This window comes from Dyella sp. 2YAF14 (assembly GCF_052114725.1).
In the GTDB taxonomy this organism is placed as follows: Bacteria; Pseudomonadota; Gammaproteobacteria; order Xanthomonadales; family Rhodanobacteraceae; genus Dyella.
The window spans coordinates 135,745-156,735 of record NZ_JBFRFH010000010.1 but is presented as its reverse complement, the minus strand read 5'-3'; the positions used below and the strand labels follow the sequence as shown (position 1 = coordinate 156,735).

Annotated in this window: 14 protein-coding genes; 11 read left to right on the top strand and 3 right to left on the bottom strand. The window is 63.5% G+C overall.

Annotated elements, in window-relative coordinates; genetic code table 11:
• The first annotated feature begins 285 nt into the window (after positions 1-285).
• The 3 genes from AB4Y82_RS14960 (at position 286) to AB4Y82_RS14950 (ending at position 4,765) form a co-directional block, all read left to right on the top strand.
• Positions 286-2,517 carry an NADP-dependent isocitrate dehydrogenase gene (locus AB4Y82_RS14960; RefSeq protein ID WP_441602788.1) on the top strand — a complete coding sequence of 744 codons (2,232 nt, stop codon included), beginning with the start codon at positions 286-288 and terminating at the stop codon, positions 2,515-2,517.
• Between the two features lie 133 nt (positions 2,518-2,650).
• Entirely contained in the window at positions 2,651-3,502 is an 852-nt protein-coding gene (locus AB4Y82_RS14955) for a hypothetical protein (protein ID WP_441602789.1), read from the top strand.
• A 186-nt stretch (positions 3,503-3,688) separates the two neighbouring features.
• The gene (locus AB4Y82_RS14950; protein ID WP_441602790.1) at positions 3,689-4,765 is read left to right on the top strand and encodes a TraB/GumN family protein; all 1,077 of its coding nucleotides are present in this window, start codon (positions 3,689-3,691) and stop codon (positions 4,763-4,765) included.
• Positions 4,766-4,828: 63 nt separating this feature from the next.
• Here the strand turns inward: AB4Y82_RS14950 and AB4Y82_RS14945 are convergent, their stop codons facing one another.
• Positions 4,829-5,773, bottom strand: coding sequence for an aldo/keto reductase (locus tag AB4Y82_RS14945; RefSeq protein WP_441602791.1), 945 nt, complete (start codon positions 5,771-5,773; stop codon positions 4,829-4,831).
• A gap of 131 nt (positions 5,774-5,904) precedes the next feature.
• Here AB4Y82_RS14945 and AB4Y82_RS14940 point away from each other — a divergent pair, with 131 nt between their 5' ends.
• Positions 5,905-8,121, top strand: a complete 2,217-nt coding sequence (locus AB4Y82_RS14940; protein WP_441602792.1) for a beta-glucosidase — start codon at positions 5,905-5,907, stop codon at positions 8,119-8,121.
• Between the two features lie 39 nt (positions 8,122-8,160).
• On the opposite strand, the gene AB4Y82_RS14935 is transcribed toward AB4Y82_RS14940, so the two are convergent.
• Entirely contained in the window at positions 8,161-8,352 is a 192-nt protein-coding gene (locus AB4Y82_RS14935) for a hypothetical protein (RefSeq protein ID WP_441602793.1), read from the bottom strand.
• A 98-nt stretch (positions 8,353-8,450) separates the two neighbouring features.
• Here AB4Y82_RS14935 and AB4Y82_RS14930 point away from each other — a divergent pair, with 98 nt between their 5' ends.
• The 4 genes from AB4Y82_RS14930 (at position 8,451) to AB4Y82_RS14915 (ending at position 12,304) form a co-directional block, all read left to right on the top strand.
• On the top strand, positions 8,451-9,359 hold the full coding sequence (locus AB4Y82_RS14930) for a LysR substrate-binding domain-containing protein (protein WP_441602794.1): 909 nt from the start codon (positions 8,451-8,453) through the stop codon (positions 9,357-9,359).
• Positions 9,360-9,535: 176 nt separating this feature from the next.
• Positions 9,536-10,648 carry an S-(hydroxymethyl)glutathione dehydrogenase/class III alcohol dehydrogenase gene (locus AB4Y82_RS14925; protein ID WP_441602795.1) on the top strand — a complete coding sequence of 371 codons (1,113 nt, stop codon included), beginning with the start codon at positions 9,536-9,538 and terminating at the stop codon, positions 10,646-10,648.
• A gap of 185 nt (positions 10,649-10,833) precedes the next feature.
• Positions 10,834-11,727: a class I SAM-dependent methyltransferase gene (locus tag AB4Y82_RS14920; RefSeq protein WP_441602796.1), complete on the top strand. Its 894-nt coding sequence runs from the start codon at positions 10,834-10,836 to the stop codon at positions 11,725-11,727.
• Between the two features lie 43 nt (positions 11,728-11,770).
• Entirely contained in the window at positions 11,771-12,304 is a 534-nt protein-coding gene (locus AB4Y82_RS14915; protein WP_441602797.1) for a pseudouridine synthase, read from the top strand.
• A gap of 54 nt (positions 12,305-12,358) precedes the next feature.
• Here the strand turns inward: AB4Y82_RS14915 and AB4Y82_RS14910 are convergent, their stop codons facing one another.
• Positions 12,359-13,153, bottom strand: a complete 795-nt coding sequence (locus tag AB4Y82_RS14910; protein WP_441602798.1) for a TatD family hydrolase — start codon at positions 13,151-13,153, stop codon at positions 12,359-12,361.
• A 357-nt stretch (positions 13,154-13,510) separates the two neighbouring features.
• Here AB4Y82_RS14910 and AB4Y82_RS14905 point away from each other — a divergent pair, with 357 nt between their 5' ends.
• The 3 genes from AB4Y82_RS14905 to AB4Y82_RS14895 all read left to right on the top strand — a co-directional run bounded on the left by AB4Y82_RS14905 (position 13,511) and on the right by AB4Y82_RS14895 (position 20,864).
• On the top strand, positions 13,511-15,469 hold the full coding sequence (locus AB4Y82_RS14905; RefSeq protein ID WP_441602799.1) for a S8 family serine peptidase: 1,959 nt from the start codon (positions 13,511-13,513) through the stop codon (positions 15,467-15,469).
• Between the two features lie 566 nt (positions 15,470-16,035).
• Entirely contained in the window at positions 16,036-17,997 is a 1,962-nt protein-coding gene (locus AB4Y82_RS14900; RefSeq protein ID WP_441602800.1) for a S8 family serine peptidase, read from the top strand.
• Between the two features lie 197 nt (positions 17,998-18,194).
• Positions 18,195-20,864 (top strand): ESPR-type extended signal peptide-containing protein, encoded by a 2,670-nt coding sequence (locus AB4Y82_RS14895; RefSeq protein ID WP_441602801.1) that lies wholly within the window; start codon positions 18,195-18,197, stop codon positions 20,862-20,864.
• Positions 20,865-20,991: the final 127 nt, after the last annotated feature.

Here is a 20,991-nt window from a genome sequence, read left to right as displayed (position 1 = left end):
GCGCACCCTGTGCGCGACTGCGGCGGCGCAGAATCCGCGCTCCGTCGCCGGTCGCCCACAGGGTGGCCTCCCACAAAAAAACCTCGCCGCACCATACGTTTGCGCATGGCTACACCCCCACGCTTTCGCCCCTTCCGCGAAATCGTGACAATGAGGGGCTTTCGTCCGCCCGTTTCGACCCCATGTCGAACGCTTCGGGCGACGTGTGCGTCCGCGCACGGCGCTGCCTTCGGGCGCGCAACCCCCAATTTGAATACGCCGTAGCCAGCGAGGTCATAGCAGACAATGTCGAACACGCCCAAGATCATCTACACGCTCACCGACGAAGCGCCGTACCTCGCCACGCATTCGCTGCTGCCGATCATCAAGGCCTTCACCGCTACCGCCGGCATCCAGGTGGAGACGCGTGACATCTCGCTGGCCGGCCGCATCATTGCCCAGTTCCCGGACATCCTCCCGGACAACCAGAAGATCGCCGACGATCTGACCGAGCTGGGCAAGCTGGCGACCACGCCGGAAGCCAACATCATCAAACTGCCCAACATCAGCGCCTCGATGCCGCAGCTCAAGGCCGCGATCAAGGAGCTGCAGTCCCAGGGCTACGCGCTGCCGGACTATCCGGAAGATCCCAAGGACGTCAGTGAGTGGAACGTCAAGGCGCGCTACGACAAGGTGAAGGGCAGCGCCGTGAACCCCGTGCTGCGCGAAGGCAACTCCGATCGCCGTGCACCGCTCTCGGTGAAGAACTATGCGCGCAAGCATCCGCACAAGATGGGCGCGTGGAGCAAGGATTCGAAGACGCACGTGTCGCATATGGACGGCGGCGACTTCTACGGCAGCGAGAAATCGACGGTCGTTGAAAAAGCCACCAGCGTGAAGATCGAGTGGTTCGGCAAGGACGGCTCGAACACGGTGCTGAAGGAAAAGACCGCGCTGAAGGACGGCGAGATCATCGACGTCGCCGTGATGAGCAAGAAGGCGCTGACCGCTTTCATCGACGCGCAGATCGAAGACGCGAAGAAACAGGGCGTGCTGTTCTCGCTGCATCTCAAGGCGACCATGATGAAGGTCTCCGACCCCATCATGTTCGGCTTCGCCGTCAACGAGTTCTACAAGGACGTGCTGACCAAGCACGCCGATGCGCTCAAGAGCGTGGGCTTCGAGCCGAACAACGGCATCGGCGACCTGTACGCGCGACTCGGCCAGTTGCCTCAGCCGAAGCAGGATGAAATCCTCGCCGACATCAAGGCCGAATACGCCAACCGCCCGGCGCTGGCCATGGTCAATTCGGACAAGGGCATCACCAACCTGCACGTGCCGAGCGACGTGATCATCGACGCTTCGATGCCGGCGATGATTCGCGACTCCGGCAAGATGTGGAACACCGAAGGCAAGCTGCAGGACACCAAGGCGGTAATTCCCGATCGCAGCTACGCCGGTGTCTACGCCGTCGTCATCGACGACTGCAAGGCGAACGGTGCGTTCGATCCGGCCACCATGGGCAGCGTGCCCAACGTAGGCCTGATGGCGCAGGCCGCCGAAGAATACGGTTCGCACGACAAGACCTTCAAGATCGCCGGCGACGGCGTGGTCAAGGTGATCGACGAAGCCGGCAAGGTGCTGCTGGAGCAGCCGGTGGAAGCGGGCGACATCTGGCGCATGTGCCAGACCAAGGACGCGCCGATCCAGGACTGGGTGAAGCTCGCCGTCTCGCGTGCGCGCCTGTCCAACACGCCGGCCGTGTTCTGGCTCGATGCGAACCGCGCACATGACACGCAGGTGATCAAGAAGGTCGAGCGCTATCTGAAGGATCACGATTTGTCGGGTCTGGACATCCGCGTGCTGTCGCCGGTCGACGCCACCAAGTTCTCGCTCGAGCGCATCCGCAAGGGTCAGGACACCATCTCGGTGACCGGCAACGTGTTGCGCGACTACCTCACGGATCTCTTCCCGATCATGGAGCTGGGCACCAGCGCGAAGATGCTCTCCGTGGTGCCGCTGATGGCTGGCGGCGGCCTGTTCGAAACCGGTGCCGGCGGTTCGGCGCCCAAGCACGTGCAGCAGTTCGTGGAAGAGGATTACCTGCGCTGGGATTCGCTGGGCGAATTCCTCGCCATCGCCGCGTCGCTGGAACATCTGGCCAACCGTTACGACAACGCCGACGCCCGCGTGCTGGCCAAGACGCTGGACGAAGCGAACGGCAAGATCCTCGACAACAACAAGTCGCCGGCCCGCAAGGTCGGTGAACTGGACAACCGCGGCAGCCACTTCTACCTGGCCATGTACTGGGCACAGGCACTCGCCGCGCAGAACGACGACGCCAAGCTCAAGGCGAAGTTCGAGCCGATCGCCAAGGCGCTGACCGAGAACGAAGCAAAGATCATCGGCGAGCTCAACGGCGCACAGGGCAAGCCCGTCGACATCAAGGGCTACTACCACGCGAACGTCGAGCTGATCACCAAGGCCATGCGCCCGAGCAAGACCTTCAACGACGCACTGGCGCCGTTGCAGGGCTGAGCCAACTGTCGACCAAGCAAGTGAAATAGAAGGGCGCCGATGGCGCCCTTCTGCTTTTGGTGCAGTACGTTGGCGACAGTTGGCACGAAATAATCAGATTGACCGGCGCCAGAGCGAAGAGCACGTTGTTGCGGTGAGCCAATTTCCGCTCGACCCCGGAGAAATCGGGAGGGTTCGTACGGCTTTCCTGGCGCCTTTCGGGCAGGCCTCGTTGTTGAATTCTGGGATCTTTGAAGAGGCCGGGCACACCGTGTCGCGGCTGTGGGCCAGATGGAAATCGACCATCCATTTGGGGACCGCATCACCCTGGCCGGTCAAAATGATCCGGATGCGCGCTCGCTGGAGAACAACAGTCATGCTGACACCATCAATCATTCGAAGTGACGCACACAGCATTCGCAGGGCCTGGCGTCTCTTGCCGTGGCTGGCGTTGTGTCCATCGCTCGCGCTCAGCGCAACGCCCCATGGCGCAGCCAACCTCTGGTTGTTCGAGCAGCCGGAGCAAGCGGCGCCGCTGTATCGCGCACGCATCGCCGGCAGCGCGACGTTTCAGCACTACACGGCCAACGCGACGCTGGCATTCGCCTGTCGTACGGATGGCGGACGCGTATCGATGGAACTGGTGATCGACCCCAAGGCATTGGGCTTTGATACGGACCCATTTGAGGGGCCTGACGCGACGGCGCACGGTCCCCTCGTCGTGACGGGTATGCCGGCGACATCCGTCAAGCTGAAGGTTGGCGGCTGGTATGGCGATGGCGGTGCGTTCAATGTCGGTACGCCGTTCGTGTTTGGCGCGTCCACGGGCGACATTGATGCGGTGGCGAAACAGGGGCTCGCAGGCGGTGGAAGCGTGACGCTCGCCATACCGGCTGCCAAGGGCGGCGAGACGCTTAAGGCGACATTTCGCTGGCCGGACGACAGCGGCGTGTTGAAACGCGTCGTCGCGCCTTGCCTGGGCGCGCCAGCATCTCGCGGGCCATGATGAACGCCGCGTTGATGCGAAACCAAACGGCAGCTGGATAAAGATCCATCGGCTGTCGCCGTTCTCCGCGAGCCAGCGTTCTAGAATGGCGCGCAGGCAGCGGCGTCGGCTCGCCGAACGCACCTCCACAAGGAACCCGGCTGCTGCACGCGTGTCTCAAAGCAGCCCTTCAAGGAATTCGAAACGATGACACCCACCCGCCTGGCTCGTTCGTTATCCATGCTCCTGCTGACGGGGCCGCTCGCCATGGCGGGCACGGCGGTTGCACAGCAGGCACCTGCGCCGGCAAGCAGCGCGGCGGGCCAGGTGCAGAATCTCGAAGCGGTGACCGTCAGCGGCATCCAGCCCGGCCCCGGCCTGTGGAAGGTGAGCAAGGGCGATCACGTGATGTGGGTGCTCGGCACGTTGTCGCCGCTGCCCGACAAAATCCAATGGAAGACCGACGAAGTCGAGCAAACCATCGCCGAGTCGCAGGAGGTGTTGGGGCCGCCGTCGGTATCGCTCAAGCCCAAGACCAATTTCTTCGGCAAGCTCTTCCTGCTGCCGTCGCTGGTGGGCGCACGCAAGAACCCGGATGGCCAAACGTTGCAGCAAATGGTGCCGGCGCCAGACTATGCGCGCTGGCTGACGCTGAAGAAGCAATACATCGGCAACGACAGCGGCATCGAGAACTGGCGCCCGATCTTTGCCGCGGTCGAGTTGTACGACAAGGCGATCAAGCACTACGGACTCACCTCCTCCGGCGGCGTGAAGGATTCGGTCCGCAATATCGCCAAGAAGCACAACGTCAACTTCGTCACGGCGCGCTACACAGTGATGATCGAGGAACCGCGCAACGCGGTGAAGACGTTCAAGACATCGCCCATGGACGACCGCGAATGCTTCGGCCGCACGCTCGATACCGTGGAGCGCGATATGGGCCGAATCACCGAGCGCGCGAATGCCTGGTCTACGGGCGATATCGACACGCTGCGCAAGCTGCCGATGAACGACCAGCGCGAAGCATGCATCTCGGCCGTGACCGAGGCGGGCTTCGCCAAGCAGCTGGGTTTCAACGATGTGAAGCAGAAGGCCGATGCCTTGTGGATAGGCGCGGCGGAACAAGCACTTTCCACCCATACGCAGACCTTCGCCATGCTTCCGATGGAAGAAGTGCTGTCGCCGAAAGGTCTGATCGCCCGCCTCAAGGCCCAGGGCTACCAAGTCGAAGCGCCCGACGGCAGCGACGCGGAAGGCGTGGCGTCCCCCTCCCCATCGCCTTGAACCTGGCGCTCCCGCCTCCCCCGTGGGAGCGCACCCTGTGCGCGACAGCCTTTCGCGAAAACCTCAACCGCTCGCCTGATCCAACGCCGCAATCTCATCCTTGCTCAACTGCAAGCTCACGCCACCCAGCAATTCCTTCAGCTGCGGCACCGTGGTCGCACTCGCGATCGGTGCCGTTACGCTTGGCCGCGCAATCAACCACGCCAGGGCCACCTGTGCAGGCGTCGCGCTGTGCGCCTTGGCCACCTTGTCGAGCGCCTCGAGCACACGCAGCCCGTGTGGGTTGAGGAATTTCTGCACGGCGCCGCTTCGGGCTGCGCTCTTGGCGAGATCCGCCGCGCTGCGGTATTTGCCGCTCAAGAAGCCGCTGGCCAGCGCGTAGTAGTTGATGACGCCGATGTTTTCCGCGACCACCAGTGGTTCCAGTTCCTTCTCGTAACCGCCACGGCTGACCAGGTTGTACTCCGGCTGCAGCGTTTCGTATCGCGGCAAGCCGTGTTCGGCGGAGACTTTCAAGGCCTCGGCAAAGCGGTCTGCCACATAGTTCGACGCGCCGATCACGCGCACCTTGCCCTGTTCGATCAGCTTGCCGAAGGTCTCGAGCGTTTCATGCAAGGGCACCGTGGCGTCGTCTTCATGCGCCTGGTAGAGATCGATGTAGTCGGTCTGCAGGCGCTTGAGCGAACCTTCGACCGCCTGGTTGATGTTCATCGGCGACAAGCCGGGATGCTCCGCCCACTTCGCCACCTTGGTGGCGATCACCACCTTGTCGCGCTTGCCGCTGCGCTTGAGCCACTTGCCGATGATGGTTTCCGATTCGCCGCCGTAATTGCCGGGAACCCATGCCGAATAGACGTCCGCGGTGTCGATCAGGTTGAAGCCCGCGTCGACGAACGCATCGAGCAGCTCGAACGAGCGTTGTTCATCCGCGCTCCAGCCGAAGACGTTGCCACCGAAAGCCAGCGGCGCGACGGAAAGGGAGGATCGACCCAGGGGACGCAGTTGCATGGATGTGCTCCGTGTTCGATGTGGGGAAGAAAATCTTGGGGCATACTCGGGTGCCAAGGCCCGCGAGTATACGCGCCGCCCGTGTGATGCCCAGGCGAGCACGATGGCCTAGCGACAGCGAAGGAGGACGGATGAATAGCAAGATGACCGCACTGCGGTGTGCAGTTTTGACCGGTTTGGTTGTGATGGGATTGTGCACGTCGGCCGGCGCGGCGCCGTCGCAAACCACGGCCCGGCCGTGGAACGACACCACGCTTTCGCCTGATGCGCGCGCCCAGCTGCTGCTCGCGCAACTCACCCAGGACGAAAAATTCCAGCTGATCCGCAGCTACTACGCCGGTCCGGATCGTCCCGCCACGGCGCCGTTCCCGAAGGGCGCGATTGCATCGGCCGGCTACGTTCCACCCATCGAACGGCTTGGCATCCCGGCACTGGAAGAAAGCGATGCGGGCCTGGGCGTGGCCAGCTCCGACCGCATGCGTCCCGGCGATCACGCCACGCCGCTGCCGGCAGGCCCGGTGACGGCAGCGAGCTGGGATCCGCAGGTCGCCTATCGCGGTGGCGCGATGATAGGCAGCGAGGCCCACAACAAGGGCTTCAATGTGCTGCTGGCCGGCGGCGTCAATCTGACGCGCGAGCCGCGCAATGGTCGCAATTTCGAGTACGCCGGCGAAGACCCGCTGCTGGCCGGCAGCATCGTCGCCGAAGCGATCAAGGGCATCCAGGGTCAGCACGTCATCTCCACCATCAAGCACTACGCCTTGAATGACCAGGAGACGGCGCGCAACACCATCAACGTGCAGCTTGGCGAGCAGGCCATGCGCGAATCGGATCTGCTCGCCTTCGAGATCGCCATCGAGCGCGGCAAGCCCGCATCGGTGATGTGCTCGTACAACAAGATCAATGGCGACTGGGCGTGCGAGAACGATTACCTGATGAACCAGGTGCTCAAGCGCGACTGGAAGTATCCCGGCTTCGTGATGTCCGACTGGGGCGGCGCACATAGCGCGGCCAAGGCGGTCAATGCGGGACTGGACCAGGAGTCCGCGGGCGAAGTGTTCGACAAGGAAGTGTATTTCGACGCACCGCTGCGCACGGCGCTGGCCAAGGGCGAAGTGAAGCAGTCGCGCATCGACGACATGGTGCAACGTATTTTGCGCAGCATGTTTGCCGTCGGCGTGTTCCAGTATCCGGCCGGCAAGGCGCCGATCGATGCGCAGGCAAACCTGAAAGTCGCGCGTGAAACGCTGGAATCGGGCGCGGTGTTGTTGCGCAACGAAAACAGCCTGCTGCCGCTCGATCTCACCAAGCTGCAATCGATCGCGGTGATCGGCGCGCACGCCGACAAGGGCGTGTTGGCCGGCGGCGGTTCGTCGCTGGTGACGGCCATGGGCGGCAATGCCGTGCCGGGTCTGCCGCCGACCACCTGGCCCGGCCCCGTGATGTATCACCCGTACGCCCCGTTGAAGGCGCTGCGCGATGCGGCACCCAAGGCCGATGTGCAGTTTGCGGAGGGCACCGACGTGGCCGCCGCGGCGGCGCTCGCGGCGAAGGCGCAGGTGGCGGTGGTGTTCGTGCAGAAGTGGCAGGCGGAGTCGGTCGATACGCCGGATCTGTCGCTGCCGGACAACCAGGATGCCCTGGTCGATGCAGTGGCCAAGGCCAATCCCCGCACCATCGTTGTGCTCGAAAACAGCGGTCCCGTGGCGATGCCGTGGCTCGATCAGGTTGGCGCCGTGCTGGAGACCTGGTATCCCGGCGGCGACGGCGGCAAGGCGATCGCCAATCTGCTGTCGGGCAAGGTCAATCCCTCGGGCCGCTTGCCGGTGAGCTGGCCGCGCGATCTCTCGCAGCTGCCGCGCAAGGAGATTCCCGGCGTCTCCGGCGGCACGCAGCCCGAGTCCGTCGACTACGCCATCGAAGGCGCCAATGTGGGTTATCGCTGGTACCAGTCGCGTGGCATCAAGCCGCTGTTCCCGTTCGGCTATGGCCTCTCCTACACCAGCTTCCAGCATGGCCCGTTGAAGGTTGATGCAAAGGGCGCCCAGCTCGAAGCGACGGTGGAGATCGCCAATACGGGCTCACGCGCCGGCGCCGAGGTAGCGCAGGTCTATGTACACGTACCCGGGGCCAAGTCGGCCCGCCTGGCCGGCTTCGCCAAGGCATTCCTCAAACCCGGCGAGCACCGCACCCTCACCATCTCGCTGGAACCGCGACTGTTGGCGGATTTCGATACCGCCAAGCACGCCTGGGTGATCCGTGGCGGGCAGTACAGCGTCGTCGAAGGCCGTTCCTCGGAAGACCTGGGTACGCCGGTCAACGTCCAACTGGCCGCGAGCAAGCTTTGACTGTTCTGACACCGGCCTCACGGGGCCGGTGTCACCAGCTCAGCCGCAGCCGTCGTGGGCAAGTTTCGAGGGCGCCACGCTCTTGCGGATGGCCGTCATCAGGTTGGGGGTAGGCTGGCGCTTGCCCTTGGAGCGCGGCTGGCTCGGCGGTGCGTCAGCCAGACGACGCGCCAACTCCAGGTTGGTGATATGGCCATGCATGAACAGCAAATTCGTATAAATCGAGCTCATGACACCCTCCCGTCCGTTTGAGTGAGTCCTCAAGGTAGAACCGCCGCGCGCGACCAAAAAGCGATATATTCGCAAACCAGCCTTGAAGGAAATTCAAGATGGGACGCGTATCGCTGGATCTCCTCCAACAGTTCGTCCAGGTCGCCCGGCTGGGCAATCTTTCGCGCGCCGCCGAGCAAGCCAACCTCACCGTGAGCGCGCTCAGCCATCAGGTGCGGCAGCTGGAGCAACGGCTGGAACGCAAGTTGTTCGAGCGCGGTCCGCGCGGCGTGCAGCTCACGGCAGAAGGCCGCCGCCTGATGGAATCGGTGAGCCATCATTTCGAAGGCATCGATCGCGCCATGGCCGGCTTCCGCTGCCGCCGCGACGATGTGCTTACGCTCAGCGCCATTCCCGGTGTCATGTCCAGCTGGCTGGTGCCACGCCTGGCGCGACTGGTGGCGGCGCATCCCGAGCTCCAGCTCAACCTGCAGTCCAGCGTGGAGCTGGTCAATTTCGAACGTGATCCGGTGGACGCCGCCGTACGCTATGGACGCGGGCCGTGGCCGGGCCTGATCACCGAGCGGCTATTCGGTGAATGGATTGCGCCCGTGGTGTCGCCCGCGCTGATCGAGCGCATGGGCGATCTCGATCCCAACGACCTCAGCCAATGGCCGCTGCTGGGCGATCCGGGCGATCGCTGGCGCGACTGGTTCGCCGACGGTGAAAGCGCGTTGCCGCGTCGCTACGTGGCCCACTTCGACAATACCGACGCGCTGCAGCGCGGCGCCATGGAAGGCATGGGCGTCGCCCTGGGGCGCATGGTGATGGCGCGTCCGCTGATCGAAGCCGGCCAGCTCACGGTGCTCGGCGATCGCTATCAGCAGATTCCCGAGGCGTATTTCCTTGTGTATCCCGAGCACGCGAAGGATCACGCGGGGCTGCGCACGTTCCGTGAGTGGTTGCTGTGCGAGGCGGGGAAGTATGCGGAGACGATGTCGTACGCGACTGGCAACAGCCCTGTGTAGGAGCGCACTTGTGCGCGACCGGCGCTATGTCGATGCCATCACGCGAGGTTGTCGCGCACAAGTGCGCTCCTACAAGGTAGCGGCATGCACCAAAGTCGACGTACCCGACAGTTTCACATCCCGCCCCAACCCTTCATCATTCGCATTCCCCACCACAGCCCTCAAGGATCCAAGCCATGAAATCGCGCGCCGCCGTCGCCTGGGAAGCAGGCAAGCCTCTGTCCATCGAGCAGATCGATGTGGCCGGACCCAAGGCCGGTGAAGTGCTGGTGCGCATCGTGGCGACCGGCGTGTGCCACACCGATGCGTTCACGCTGTCGGGCGCCGATCCGGAAGGCCAGTTCCCGGTGATCCTCGGCCACGAGGGCGGCGGCATCGTGGAAGAAGTGGGCGAGGGCGTCACCTCGCTCAAAGTGGGCGATCACGTGATTCCGCTGTACACGCCCGAATGCGGCGAGTGCAAGTTTTGTCTCAGCGGCAAGACCAACCTCTGCCAGAAGATCCGCGTCACCCAGGGTCGCGGTGTGATGCCGGACGGGTCGTCGCGCTTCTCGCTCAACGGCAAGCCGCTGCTGCATTACATGGGCACCAGCACCTTCAGCGAATACACCGTCCTGCCGGAAATCTCGCTGGCCAAGATCAACAAGGCCGCGCCGCTGGAGAAGGTCTGCCTGCTCGGCTGCGGCATCACCACCGGCATCGGTGCGGTGCTCAACACTGCCAAGGTGGAACCGGGCGCGAGCGTGGCGGTGTTTGGCCTTGGCGGCATCGGCCTGTCGGTCGTGCAGGGTGCGGTGATGGCCAAAGCCGGCCGCATCGTGGTGGTGGATACCAACCCGGACAAGTTCGAGATGGCGCGTGCGCTGGGCGCCACGGATTTCGTCAATCCGAAGGATTATGCGGACACCTCGATCCAGCAGGTCATCGTCGATCTCACCGAGGGCGGCGTGGACTATTCGTTCGAGTGCATCGGCAACGTCAACGTGATGCGCTCGGCGCTGGAGTGCTGCCACAAGGGTTGGGGCGAGTCGATCATCATCGGCGTGGCCGGTGCGGGCCAGGAGATCAGCACGCGTCCGTTCCAGCTGGTGACCGGCCGCGTATGGCGCGGTTCCGCATTCGGCGGTGTGAAGGGCCGTTCGCAGCTGCCCGGCTACGTCGACCGCTATATGGCCGGTGAGATCAAGATCGACGAGATGATCACCAAGGTGTTGCCGCTGGAGAGCATCAACGAGGCCTTCGATCTGATGCATGAGGGCAAGGTGATCCGCTCGGTCATTCATTACTGAGCGGCAGCACCGGCGCCTCCCCGAGACCGCCCGAGGCCGCGAAAGACCGCCTCCAGCTTCCCGTGTTTAGCTAGTTTCACCCAGGGGTGGAAAACCTCCGCATTTCCACCCTTTGTATACATCGTGGCCGGCAAGCTCACGCGCGGTGCTGCGTGCGCCTTTCAGACGTTCAATAGGGGTTTTCAATGAATAGCCGTGTGTTTCTTGGGCTGGCCGTGGTGCTGCTGGCCGCTTGCAGTGGCAACTCCACACCCGCCAACGCGCAGGCGCAGGACCAGCCAGCCGGCGCCCTGGTGCCACCCACCAGCGCCACTGACTTCACGGCTTCCCAGCTGGATCAGGTGATTGCGGGCGACTGGCGTGCGCAGGACCACAAGGCGCGCGACGTCTATCGCCATCCCAAGGGCACGCTGCAGTTCTTCGGCATCCGACCGGATCTCACCGTCATCGAAATCACCCCGGGCGGCGGCTGGTATACCGAAATCCTCGCGCCGCTGTTGCGCAACAACGGCCACTACATCGCCGCCACCTCCAAGCCCGCCGCCGATGGCGAGGCTAGCCGCGATTTGAATTCCCTGAAGGCCAAGTTCGCTGCCGACCCCGCGCATTACGGCAAGGCGCAGCTGGTGGAATTCGACCCGAAGGCGCCCTCGTTTGGCCCGGCCGGTTCGGCGGACATGGTGCTGACCTTCCGCAACGTGCATAACTGGGTGGAAGCCGATACGGCGCCGGCCATGTTCAAGGCCTTCTTTGCCGTGCTTCGTCCCGGCGGCGTGCTGGGCGTGGAAGATCACCGCGCCGCCGACAACGCCAGCCTGGATGCGGTGAAGAACAGCGGTTACCTGCCCACCAACGTCGTGATCAAGCTCGCCACCGACGCAGGCTTCCGCCTGCAGGAATCGAGCGAGATCAACGCCAACCCCAAGGACACCAAGGACTATCCCAAGGGTGTCTGGACGCTGCCGCCCACGCTGACCCTGGGTGAGCAGGATCGTGCGAAGTACCTGGCCATCGGCGAATCGGACCGCATGACGCTGCGCTTCGTGAAGCCGGACACAGCGACGGCTTCGTCACACTGAGAGAGCAGCGATCCGTCGTTCGGCGGATCGCTGCGCGCGCTGCATGCTGATTGCGCTCAACAAACCCTATGGTGTGCTTTGCCAGTTCAGCGATGCGGATGGGCGTCCCACGCTGGCTGGCTTCGTCAAGCAAAAAGACGTCTATCCGGCCGGACGGCTCGATCACGACAGCGAAGGTCTGCTGCTGCTGACCGACGACGGCCGGCTGGCGCATACGCTGACCGACCCGCGGCACAAAGAACCCAAGACCTACCTGGTACAGGTCGACGGACAGATCACCGACGAAGCGATCGATGCGCTCCGTCGCGGCGTTGTGCTCAATGACGGCCCCACGCTGCCTGCGCCCGCGGAACATGCGAGCGAGCCCGAGTGGCTATGGCCGCGCGATCCACCCGTGCGCTTTCGCAAGCTGATACCCACCAGCTGGCTGCGCATCACGTTGCGTGAAGGACGCAACCGGCAGGTGCGGCGCATGACGGCGGCGGTGGGTTTTCCCACGCTGCGCCTGATTCGCGAACGTATCGGGCCGTATGCGCTGGATGGACTCGCACCGGGAAGCACGCGCGTGGTCGGTTGACGACTGCTACGCGTGCGCCAGATCAAGGCCCCGCCATGGCGGGGCCTTTGTGCATCAGTCGGTAGGCAATCCAAAAAAGGCGCGTGCGGCCGCCGTGCTGTTCGCGGCAGTCTGCTCAGGTGACTCGCCGCGATCCCGCGCAATCTCATCGCAGATATGCCGCAAAAACATCGGCTCATTGCGCCGATGCGACGGCTGCGGCCTGACCGTGCGCGGCAACAGATACGGCGCATCCGTTTCGATCAGCAGGCGGTTGGCGGGAATCTCCTTCACCAGCTCACGCAGATGCGTGCCGCGTCGCTCGTCGCAGATCCAGCCAGTGATGCCGATATGGCAATCGAGCGCGAGATAATCACGCAACGCCTCGCCGGTATCGGTAAAGCAGTGCACGACCACGGCCGGCACTTTGTCGCGATAACGGCGCAGCAGGGCGATGAAATCATGATGCGCATCGCGCTGGTGCAGGAATAGCGGCTTCTGCACGTCCACCGCAATCTGCAACTGCCGCTCGAACACGGCCAGCTGTACATCGCGCGGGGAATAGTTGCGGTTGTAGTCCAGCCCGGTTTCGCCCACGGCGCGCACTTCCGCATGCGCCGCCAGCTCGCGCAGCAGCGCATCGGTGGCGTCGCCGTAATCGATCGCGTGGTGCGGATGCACGCCCGCCGTGGCATAGAGCGTGCCAGGGTGCGCCCGGGCCAGGGCCAAGGCATGCGTGCTTCCGTCGCGCGAAGCGCCGGTCACCACCAGCTGGACGACACCATGTTGCTTTGCACGATCGAGCACGGCATCAAAGTCGTGCCGAAAGGATTCGTGGGTGAGATTGGCGCCAATATCGACGAGTTGCATGGCCTGGCCAAGGTCTGGGAATAGGGCATTTTCCCAGAGTTTCCGTGCTGTGAGAACGATCCTGGACGATATTGGGCATAGGAGCCGGCTGACTGGCGATCCCACCAGGCACCTGGTCGACCGCGATGCGTCAATGCGCATCCGTATCGGACAAATCCGACCACTCGCGACGCCAATGGTAGCGAGACGCGCGCGCCTAATTCGATTGTTCGCTTACTGGTCGCCCGTTGATAGTCGTTCGGTCTTCGCAAGTGGCTGGAGGTCTCGCCATGGGGATGGCGGGACTGACGTGAGCTTGGGTCGAGGCAACGCTCGCTGCCGAAAGGCGGCACCGACATCATCAGGGAGGTTCAATTCATGGAGTGCATCATCACAAGAAGCGCATTGGCTGCCGCCGTTACTCTAGCGCTGTCGTTCACCATCACGGTTCATGCTCAAAACACGGCGTCCGTCAACGACGTCTCGGCGCGGATCAACACCAGCTCGCTGGAAGACTCCGGTACCTACAACCGCTTTATCGTCCGCTATCGCGATGACGCGCCCACCGCGTCGGTCGTGGCAAGCCAGGCTGCCGCTGCGGCGATGACGCGCGCCGGCAGGATGCAGCTTTCACTGTCCGTCCATGCGCCGAAAGTGACGTACAAGCGGCCATTGGCCATAGGTGCGCATGTCATCGCCACCTCGCGCAAGTTGAACCCGAGCGAGGCAAGCGCCTTCATGCAAGCGATCGCCAGCGATCCGAGTGTCGCCTATGTCGAGCCGGATGTGCTGCAACACGCCATCGGCATCAAGGCGCTCGCCGCCTTTGTTCCCAGCGATCCCATGTTCGCCAAGTACCAGACGGACTACCTGCCGGGCGACGGTCTTCCGACATCGGGCGGCAGTAGCGTGCCGAACTGGGGCGGAGCCAACATTACCGGCGCTTGGAATCTGACAGACGGCACCGGCGTGACCATCGCGGTGTTGGATACAGGTATCGTCAAGCACGCCGATGTCGACACCTCGTCGGCGGACGACGGTTACGATTTCATCTCCGACGGATATGTTTCCGGCCGATCCAAGGACGGCCGCGCGGCAGGTGGCTGGGATCTCGGCGATTGGACCACCGGCGCGCCGTATTCGTCAGGCAACGATCCCTGCGTTCTTCCTGAGGATGGGGATGACAGTTCGTGGCACGGGACCCATGTCGCCAGCGCCACGGGCGCGGAAATCACCAACAACGGCGTCGGCTTGGCTGGCATCGCATACAAGGCCAAAGTGCTGCCGGTGCGAGTGCTCGGGCATTGCGGCGGTTACGTCAGCGATACCGCCGACGCCATCGTCTGGGCCTCAGGCGGGCATGTGGATGGTGTTCCTGACAACAAGCATCCGGCGCAGGTCATCAACATGAGTTTGGGTAGCGATGGCTCGTGCAGCGACGCCAGCTCGACGGCCAAGGCCATCGCCAAAGCAAGAGCCAATGGCACGAGCATCGTCGTTGCTGCTGGCAACAGTAGCAGCGAGGCCGTGGGGTATTCGCCGGCGAGTTGCCCCGGTGTCATCACGGTGGCCTCGATTGGCGTGGGTAGCGGATTGGCGTTCTACTCCAACTTCAACGGACCCGAGCAGAACATCGTCAAGCTTGCTGCTTTTGGCGGTGGCGTCTATGCCAAGGATGACTCGTCAGGCGTCAAACTCAATCCCGAGGGTTTTGCGTGGCAAGCCGTCAATAACGGAAAGACCAAGCCGGTGCCAAGCCCTGGTGGCGATGCGTATGGTGGGATGGCGGGAACATCGCAGGCGGCACCGCATGTGACTGGCGTCGTTGCCCTCATGCAATCGGCTCGTCTGGCTGCTGGCCTGCCGCTGCTCACGCCGGACGATGTCCTTGGCATCCTGCAGAAGACGGCACACAAACCGCATGCCGGTGTCACCAAGGGCAGGACATTCGGTGCGGGCGTTCTCGACTCGAAAGCCGCCGTATTCGTGGCTGTAGGCAAGGCCGTTCCGCCGCCGGACCCCAGGGTGCTGAAGAACGGTGTGCCGCTCACCGGGCAAGAGGGCGACAGCGACAGCGAGGCGACTTACAAGATCGACGTACCTGCCGGTGCGCGATCATTGTTGATTCGCACCGCGGGTGGTACCGGCGATGTCTCGCTCTATGTAAAGGCGGGAAGCATGCCGACAAACACCTCCTTCGATTATTCCTCGGTGCATGTCGGCAACGCGGAGTCGGTCATCATCAGGAGCGTGCCCAAAGCCACCACATATTTCGTGCGTGTAGTCGGCGTGGAGGCTTATAGCGGAGTGAGCGTGCAGGCTACCTACAAGCTCTGACGAAACCGTGGCAGCTGTGTGGCCAAGTGCCGCGCAGTTGCCATGCAATCGAACCCTCTCCCGTGCGGCGCCCTCGCGGGCTTTTTGCGTACACGGCTCTACGCATCACTACGTTGACGGACGGCATGTCATTGGCTCCGTCGCTGAAATGTGCGCCTCATTGCATCCAGCATTTCGCGGCACTGGTCGCCTACGGCGCGCACTTCAGGTTACGTGGCCAAAATCTGGAAGCAGGGCATTACTCCGGAGTTTCCTCGTCATGAGGACGCAGCAAGATGACGTCGAAAGCAGAATCGGGCCGGCCAGAAGCACACCAGAGGCCCGCTTCCCTGCGGTGCGGCAATGCGCGTCCGTATCGGATAAATCTGACTATGGGTGGCGACAAATGCAGCGAGCTGCGCGCGCCTAATTCGATTGTTCGTCTCCTGATCGCCCGTCGATAGTTGTTTGGTCTCCGCAAAAGAACGGATTGGTTGCCTTTCGCAGTGCCGGCAACCGTGAGCTTGAGTGGAGGCAAGGCCGGCTGCCGAAAGGCGGCATCGACATCATCAGGGAGGTTTCAATTCATGGAATGCACCACCATCCGAAGTGCTTTGGCTGCCGCCGTTGCCGTCGCACTTTCGTTCAGCGTGACGGTTCATGCTCAAAGCGCGGCATCCGTTAACGACGCTTCAGCACGGATCAATACCAGCTCGCTGGCAAACAACGGTACCTACAACCGTTTTATCGTCCGTTATCGCGATGACACGCCGACTGCGCCGGTAGCGGCAGGCCAGGCTGCCGCGGTAGCCATGGCTCGCGCTGCCAGGTCGCAGTCTTCGCTTTCCATCCACGCGCCCAAGGTGGCCTACAAGCGCACCGTGGCCATCGGCGCGCATGTCATCACCACATCGCGCAAATTGAACTCAAACGAAGCTGCCGCTTTCATGCAGGCGATCGCTGCCGATCCCACGGTTGCCTATGTGCAGCCCGACGTGCTGCGACATGCTATCGGCATCAAGGCGCCCGCGGCGTTCGTTCCCAACGACAAGCTGTTTGACAAATATCAGACGGATTATCTGCCCGGCGACGGTATGCCAACCGCGGCCGGGAATAGTGTGGCCAATTGGGGTGGCGCAAATATCACAGGCGCGTGGAATCTGGCCGACGGTACCGGTGTGACCATCGCGGTGTTGGATACCGGTATCGTCAAACACGCCGACGTCGACACTTCGTCGGCGGGCGACGGCTACGACTTCATCGTCGACGGTTTCATGTCCGGTCGCGGCACGGATGGCCGTGCGGCAGGTGGCTGGGATCTGGGTGACTGGACCAAGGGTGCGCCGTACGCATCGGGTGACGACGCCTGCCTTTCCCCCGGCGATGACGGGGATGACAGTTCCTGGCATGGCACCCACGTCGCCAGCGCTACCGGCGCGGAGATCACCAACAACGGCATCGGTCTGGCGGGCATTGCATACAAGGCCAAGGTGTTGCCGGTGCGTGTACTCGGCCATTGCGGTGGCTATGACAGCGACATCGCCGACGCCATCGTCTGGGCGTCGGGCGGACATGTGGACGGCGTGCCCGACAACAAGCATCCCGCTCAAGTCATCAACATGAGTTTGGGTGGCGGGGGTAGGTGTACTGCTGCCAGCATTTACGGGAAGGCCATCGCCAGGGCACGGGCGAACGGCACTGCGGTGGTGGTTGCCGCCGGAAACTCCGACGCTCCCGCGGAGGAATTTACGCCGGCCAGCTGCCCCGGTGTCATCAGCGTGGCGTCGATCGGTGTGGGTAGCCGCCTGGCGTTCTACTCCAACTACAACACTCCCACCAACAGCACCATCGCGCTCGCTGCTTTCGGCGGCGGTGTCTTTGCGAACGAGGATGCATCCGGCACCAAACTCAACCCCGAAGGCTTCGCCTGGCAAGCGCTCAACAGCGGAGACACCACGCCGGTGGCAAGTCCTGCCGGCGATATATACGGCGGAATGGCCGGTACGTCGCAGGCGACCCCGCATGTGGCCGGCACCGTGGCCTTGATGCAGTCCGCGCGCCTGGCCGCTGGATTGCCGCTGCTTTCGCCCGATGACGTGCTCAGCATTCTGAAAAAGACCGCGCACAAGCCGCACTTCGCCCCCGATCCACTCAAGACCTTCGGTGCGGGCATTCTTGATGCCAAGGCAGCCGTGTTTGCTGCCGTTGGCAAAGCGGCTCCGCCGCCGGAAACCAAGGTGCTTCAGAACGGTGTGGCGCTCACCGGCCAACAGGGCGATGGGGATAGCGAGGCCTTCTACAAGATCGACGTTCCCGCTGGCGCACGCGCGCTGGTGATGCGTACCGCAGGTGGCACCGGCGACGTCTCGCTCTACGTGAAGGCAGGAGCCTTGCCGGCGGCGACGTCATTCGATGCGTCCTCGGTGCACGTGGGCAACGCCGAATCGGTGATCGTCAGGAGCGTCCCGAAAGCGACCACTTACTACCTGCGCGTGGTTGGCGTGAAGGCCTATCGCGGAGTGAGCGTGCAGGCCAGCTACAAACCCTGACACAACGCAGGCAGCTGCGTCGCCAGGAGCTGCGCAGCCGTCACACCCCATCGAACGAACCATCTTGTGCGGCACTTGCGTGCGCGGTTTGCGCGCGCGGCTCTGCGCATCACTACATAGACGGACGACATGGAATTCGTCCCGCCGCTGGCACGTCATAGGGCGAGTTCCATGCCGCTCCCATCAGGAGCAGTTGAATGAACAAGATCTACAGCAAGGTCTGGAATCGGTCTCTCGGCAAGCTGATCGTTGTATCGGAGTTGGCAAAGCGAAACGGCACAACCGGTTCAAGGCAGGTATCGGGTGTGATCCCGTCGATAGGCGTCGCGTTGCTGCTGGCGACGATGTCCGCAACGGCCGGTGATGCCCCCCAAGAGAAGGTCGGGTACGAGACCATCCTAGCCAGCAGCAGTCCCACGCACGTTGCGAATATCGATATGCACGCTAGCGGCAACACGGACGTCGCCGGTCATCTCATCGATGCCAATGGCGCCACCGACGGCAGCGAAGATGCGGCCGCGACGGCCACGCACGCACTGGCCGTTGGTGCCATGGCCAAAGCAAACGCCATCAATAGCGTTGCCGCTGGCTATCAATCGGAGGCGGGCGGTGAAGAGAGCATGGCCGTCGGTACCAACAGCACGGCTGCTGGCGCTCGCAGTAGCGCGGTGGGTTCCCATAGCCTTGCCGATGGCAGCGAGAGCACCGCCTTGGGTGCGGGCAGTGTGGCCTACGACGACAACAGCATGGCCTTGGGTGCGAAGGCAGTGGCGCAGGGCAAGGGCGCGTCCGCCATCGGTAGCGGCGCAAGCACCAATGCGGACTTTGCCTCGGCGATGGGCTATGGCGCGTACGCCAATGGCGTCAGCAGCCTCGCGCTGGGTGTCAACACGGCGGCCAACGGGGCCCGTGCGATTGCCCAGGGTTTCCGTGCCATCGGTGACGGTGACGACAGCGTAGCGCTCGGCACCAACAGTCATTCGGTGGGCACTAACTCGATGGCACTCGGTGTGGGTACGAGCTCGTTAGGTGCGCAGAGTGTCGCGCTGGGCAAAGGCGCGCGGGCGGAATTGAACAACAGCATGGCGTTGGGTGTGGAGGCTTATGCGGGAGGTGCCAATTTGCTCGGTGCCCCCGAGGCCGGTGGTGCCGTTGCCATTGGCTATCAGGCCCAGGCCAACGGTGCCGGCAGTGTCGCCATTGGTCGCTACAGTTTTGCCAATGCCCCGGATTCGGGTACCGCCTACGGCGTGGCAATCGGTGACGCCAGCATCGCCGGTGGGGCCGGCAGCTTGGCTGTGGGTCACGGTGCGCTGGCTTCATCGGACCTGGACCAGGCCATGGGCACTGGCGCCCGGGCCGACGGTGGGGACGGCAAGCGCAATCTTGCCATTGGCAACAACGCTTCGGCCGGTACTCTCGACGGCGCCAGCAAGATAGGCGATGTGAGTGACGCGATGGCTGTGGGCGCTTCCTCCCAGGCATGGGCAAATCGCGCTCAAGCCATCGGCGTGAACGCGTCGGCAGTGGGCGAGGACAGTGTGGCTGTCGGCCCCAACAGCGTCTCTGCGGCCATTGAAAGCACCGCAGTCGGCGCCGGCAGCGCGGCTTTTGACAACAACAGCACCGCCATGGGCAGCAACGCCGTGGCTCAGGGCATCGGCTCGTCGGCGTTTGGCAGTGGCGCCGGCACCAATGCCACTTACGCCACGGCCATGGGCTACAACGCTTTTGCCAATGCAGCGAACAGCGTGGCGATCGGTGTAAACGCGGTGGCGAAGGCGGCAAACAGCGTTGCCCTGGGCGCCTATTCGGTGTCGGATCAGGCCAATACGGTATCCGTGGGCACGATGGGCGGCGAGCGTCGCATCACCAACGTGGCTGCAGGCATGGGCGCCACGGACGCCGTCAACATGTCGCAGCTAAACAGCGTTGTCGCCAGCGCCAATAACGCGTTGGCCGGCGCCGTGATGTACGGCGATGCAGGCAAGTCCACCGTGGCGCTCGGTGGCGCAAGCGGCACCGTCGTCACCAACCTGGCCAACGGCACGCTGGGCAACGGCAGTACCGACGCCGTCAACGGCGGCCAGCTATTCGCTACCAATCAAGCGGTGGACAAGCTCGGCACGCGCGTGGGCAAGGTGGAAGCCACCATCGCCAACGTCAGCAACCTGAGCACCGGCCAGGCCGGCATGTTTCAGGTCAGCGGAACCAACGCTGCCGCGCCCACGGCGAGCGGAAACAACGCCACCGCCGGCGGCGCATCGGCCCTCGCATCCGGTGCCAACAGCACGGCCATCGGCAGCAGCGCGCAAGCCAAGGCGACCAATGCCGTGGCGCTGGGCAGCAACTCAGTGGCCACGCGCGACAACTCGGTATCCGTGGGTTCGGTGGGTCATGAGCGGCAAGTCACCAATGTAGCAGCGGGCGTGCAAAAGACCGACGCGGCAAACCTTGGGCAGGTGCAGGAAGCCCTGGTCACCGCCAAGACCTATGCCGATGCCGGCGACCAGAACACGCTGAGATCGGCCAAGGCCTATACCGATACCAAGCTGACCGGATTCACCACCACCGGCGATTTCAACGCCTTCCGTGACCAGGTGAACCAGCAGTTCCACACTGTCAACACGCGATTGGATCGCGTCGGTGCGATGGGGAGCGCCATGGCCGGCATGGCGGGCGCGATCGCCGCCGCACCCAATACCGAGAATCGCGTCAGTGCAGCGGTGGGCGGCTATAGCGGACAGAGTGCACTCGCCGTGGGCTACTCGCATCGTCTACCGGGCAACGGTGCCGTGCTGCTCGGCGGCTCCATCGCGGGCGGCGGCGAATCCAGCGGCACCGTGGGCGTGAGCTTCGGTTGGTAGTGAGGGGCAGGCAGCCGGCGTTCGACTGACGCCGGCTGCCTGGCTGGGTGTCGTCGCGCCTCAGGGCGATGCCCGCGCGTGGAACCAAGGAGCCGCCATGTTGTGTCTTGTCACGACTTTGAAGGGA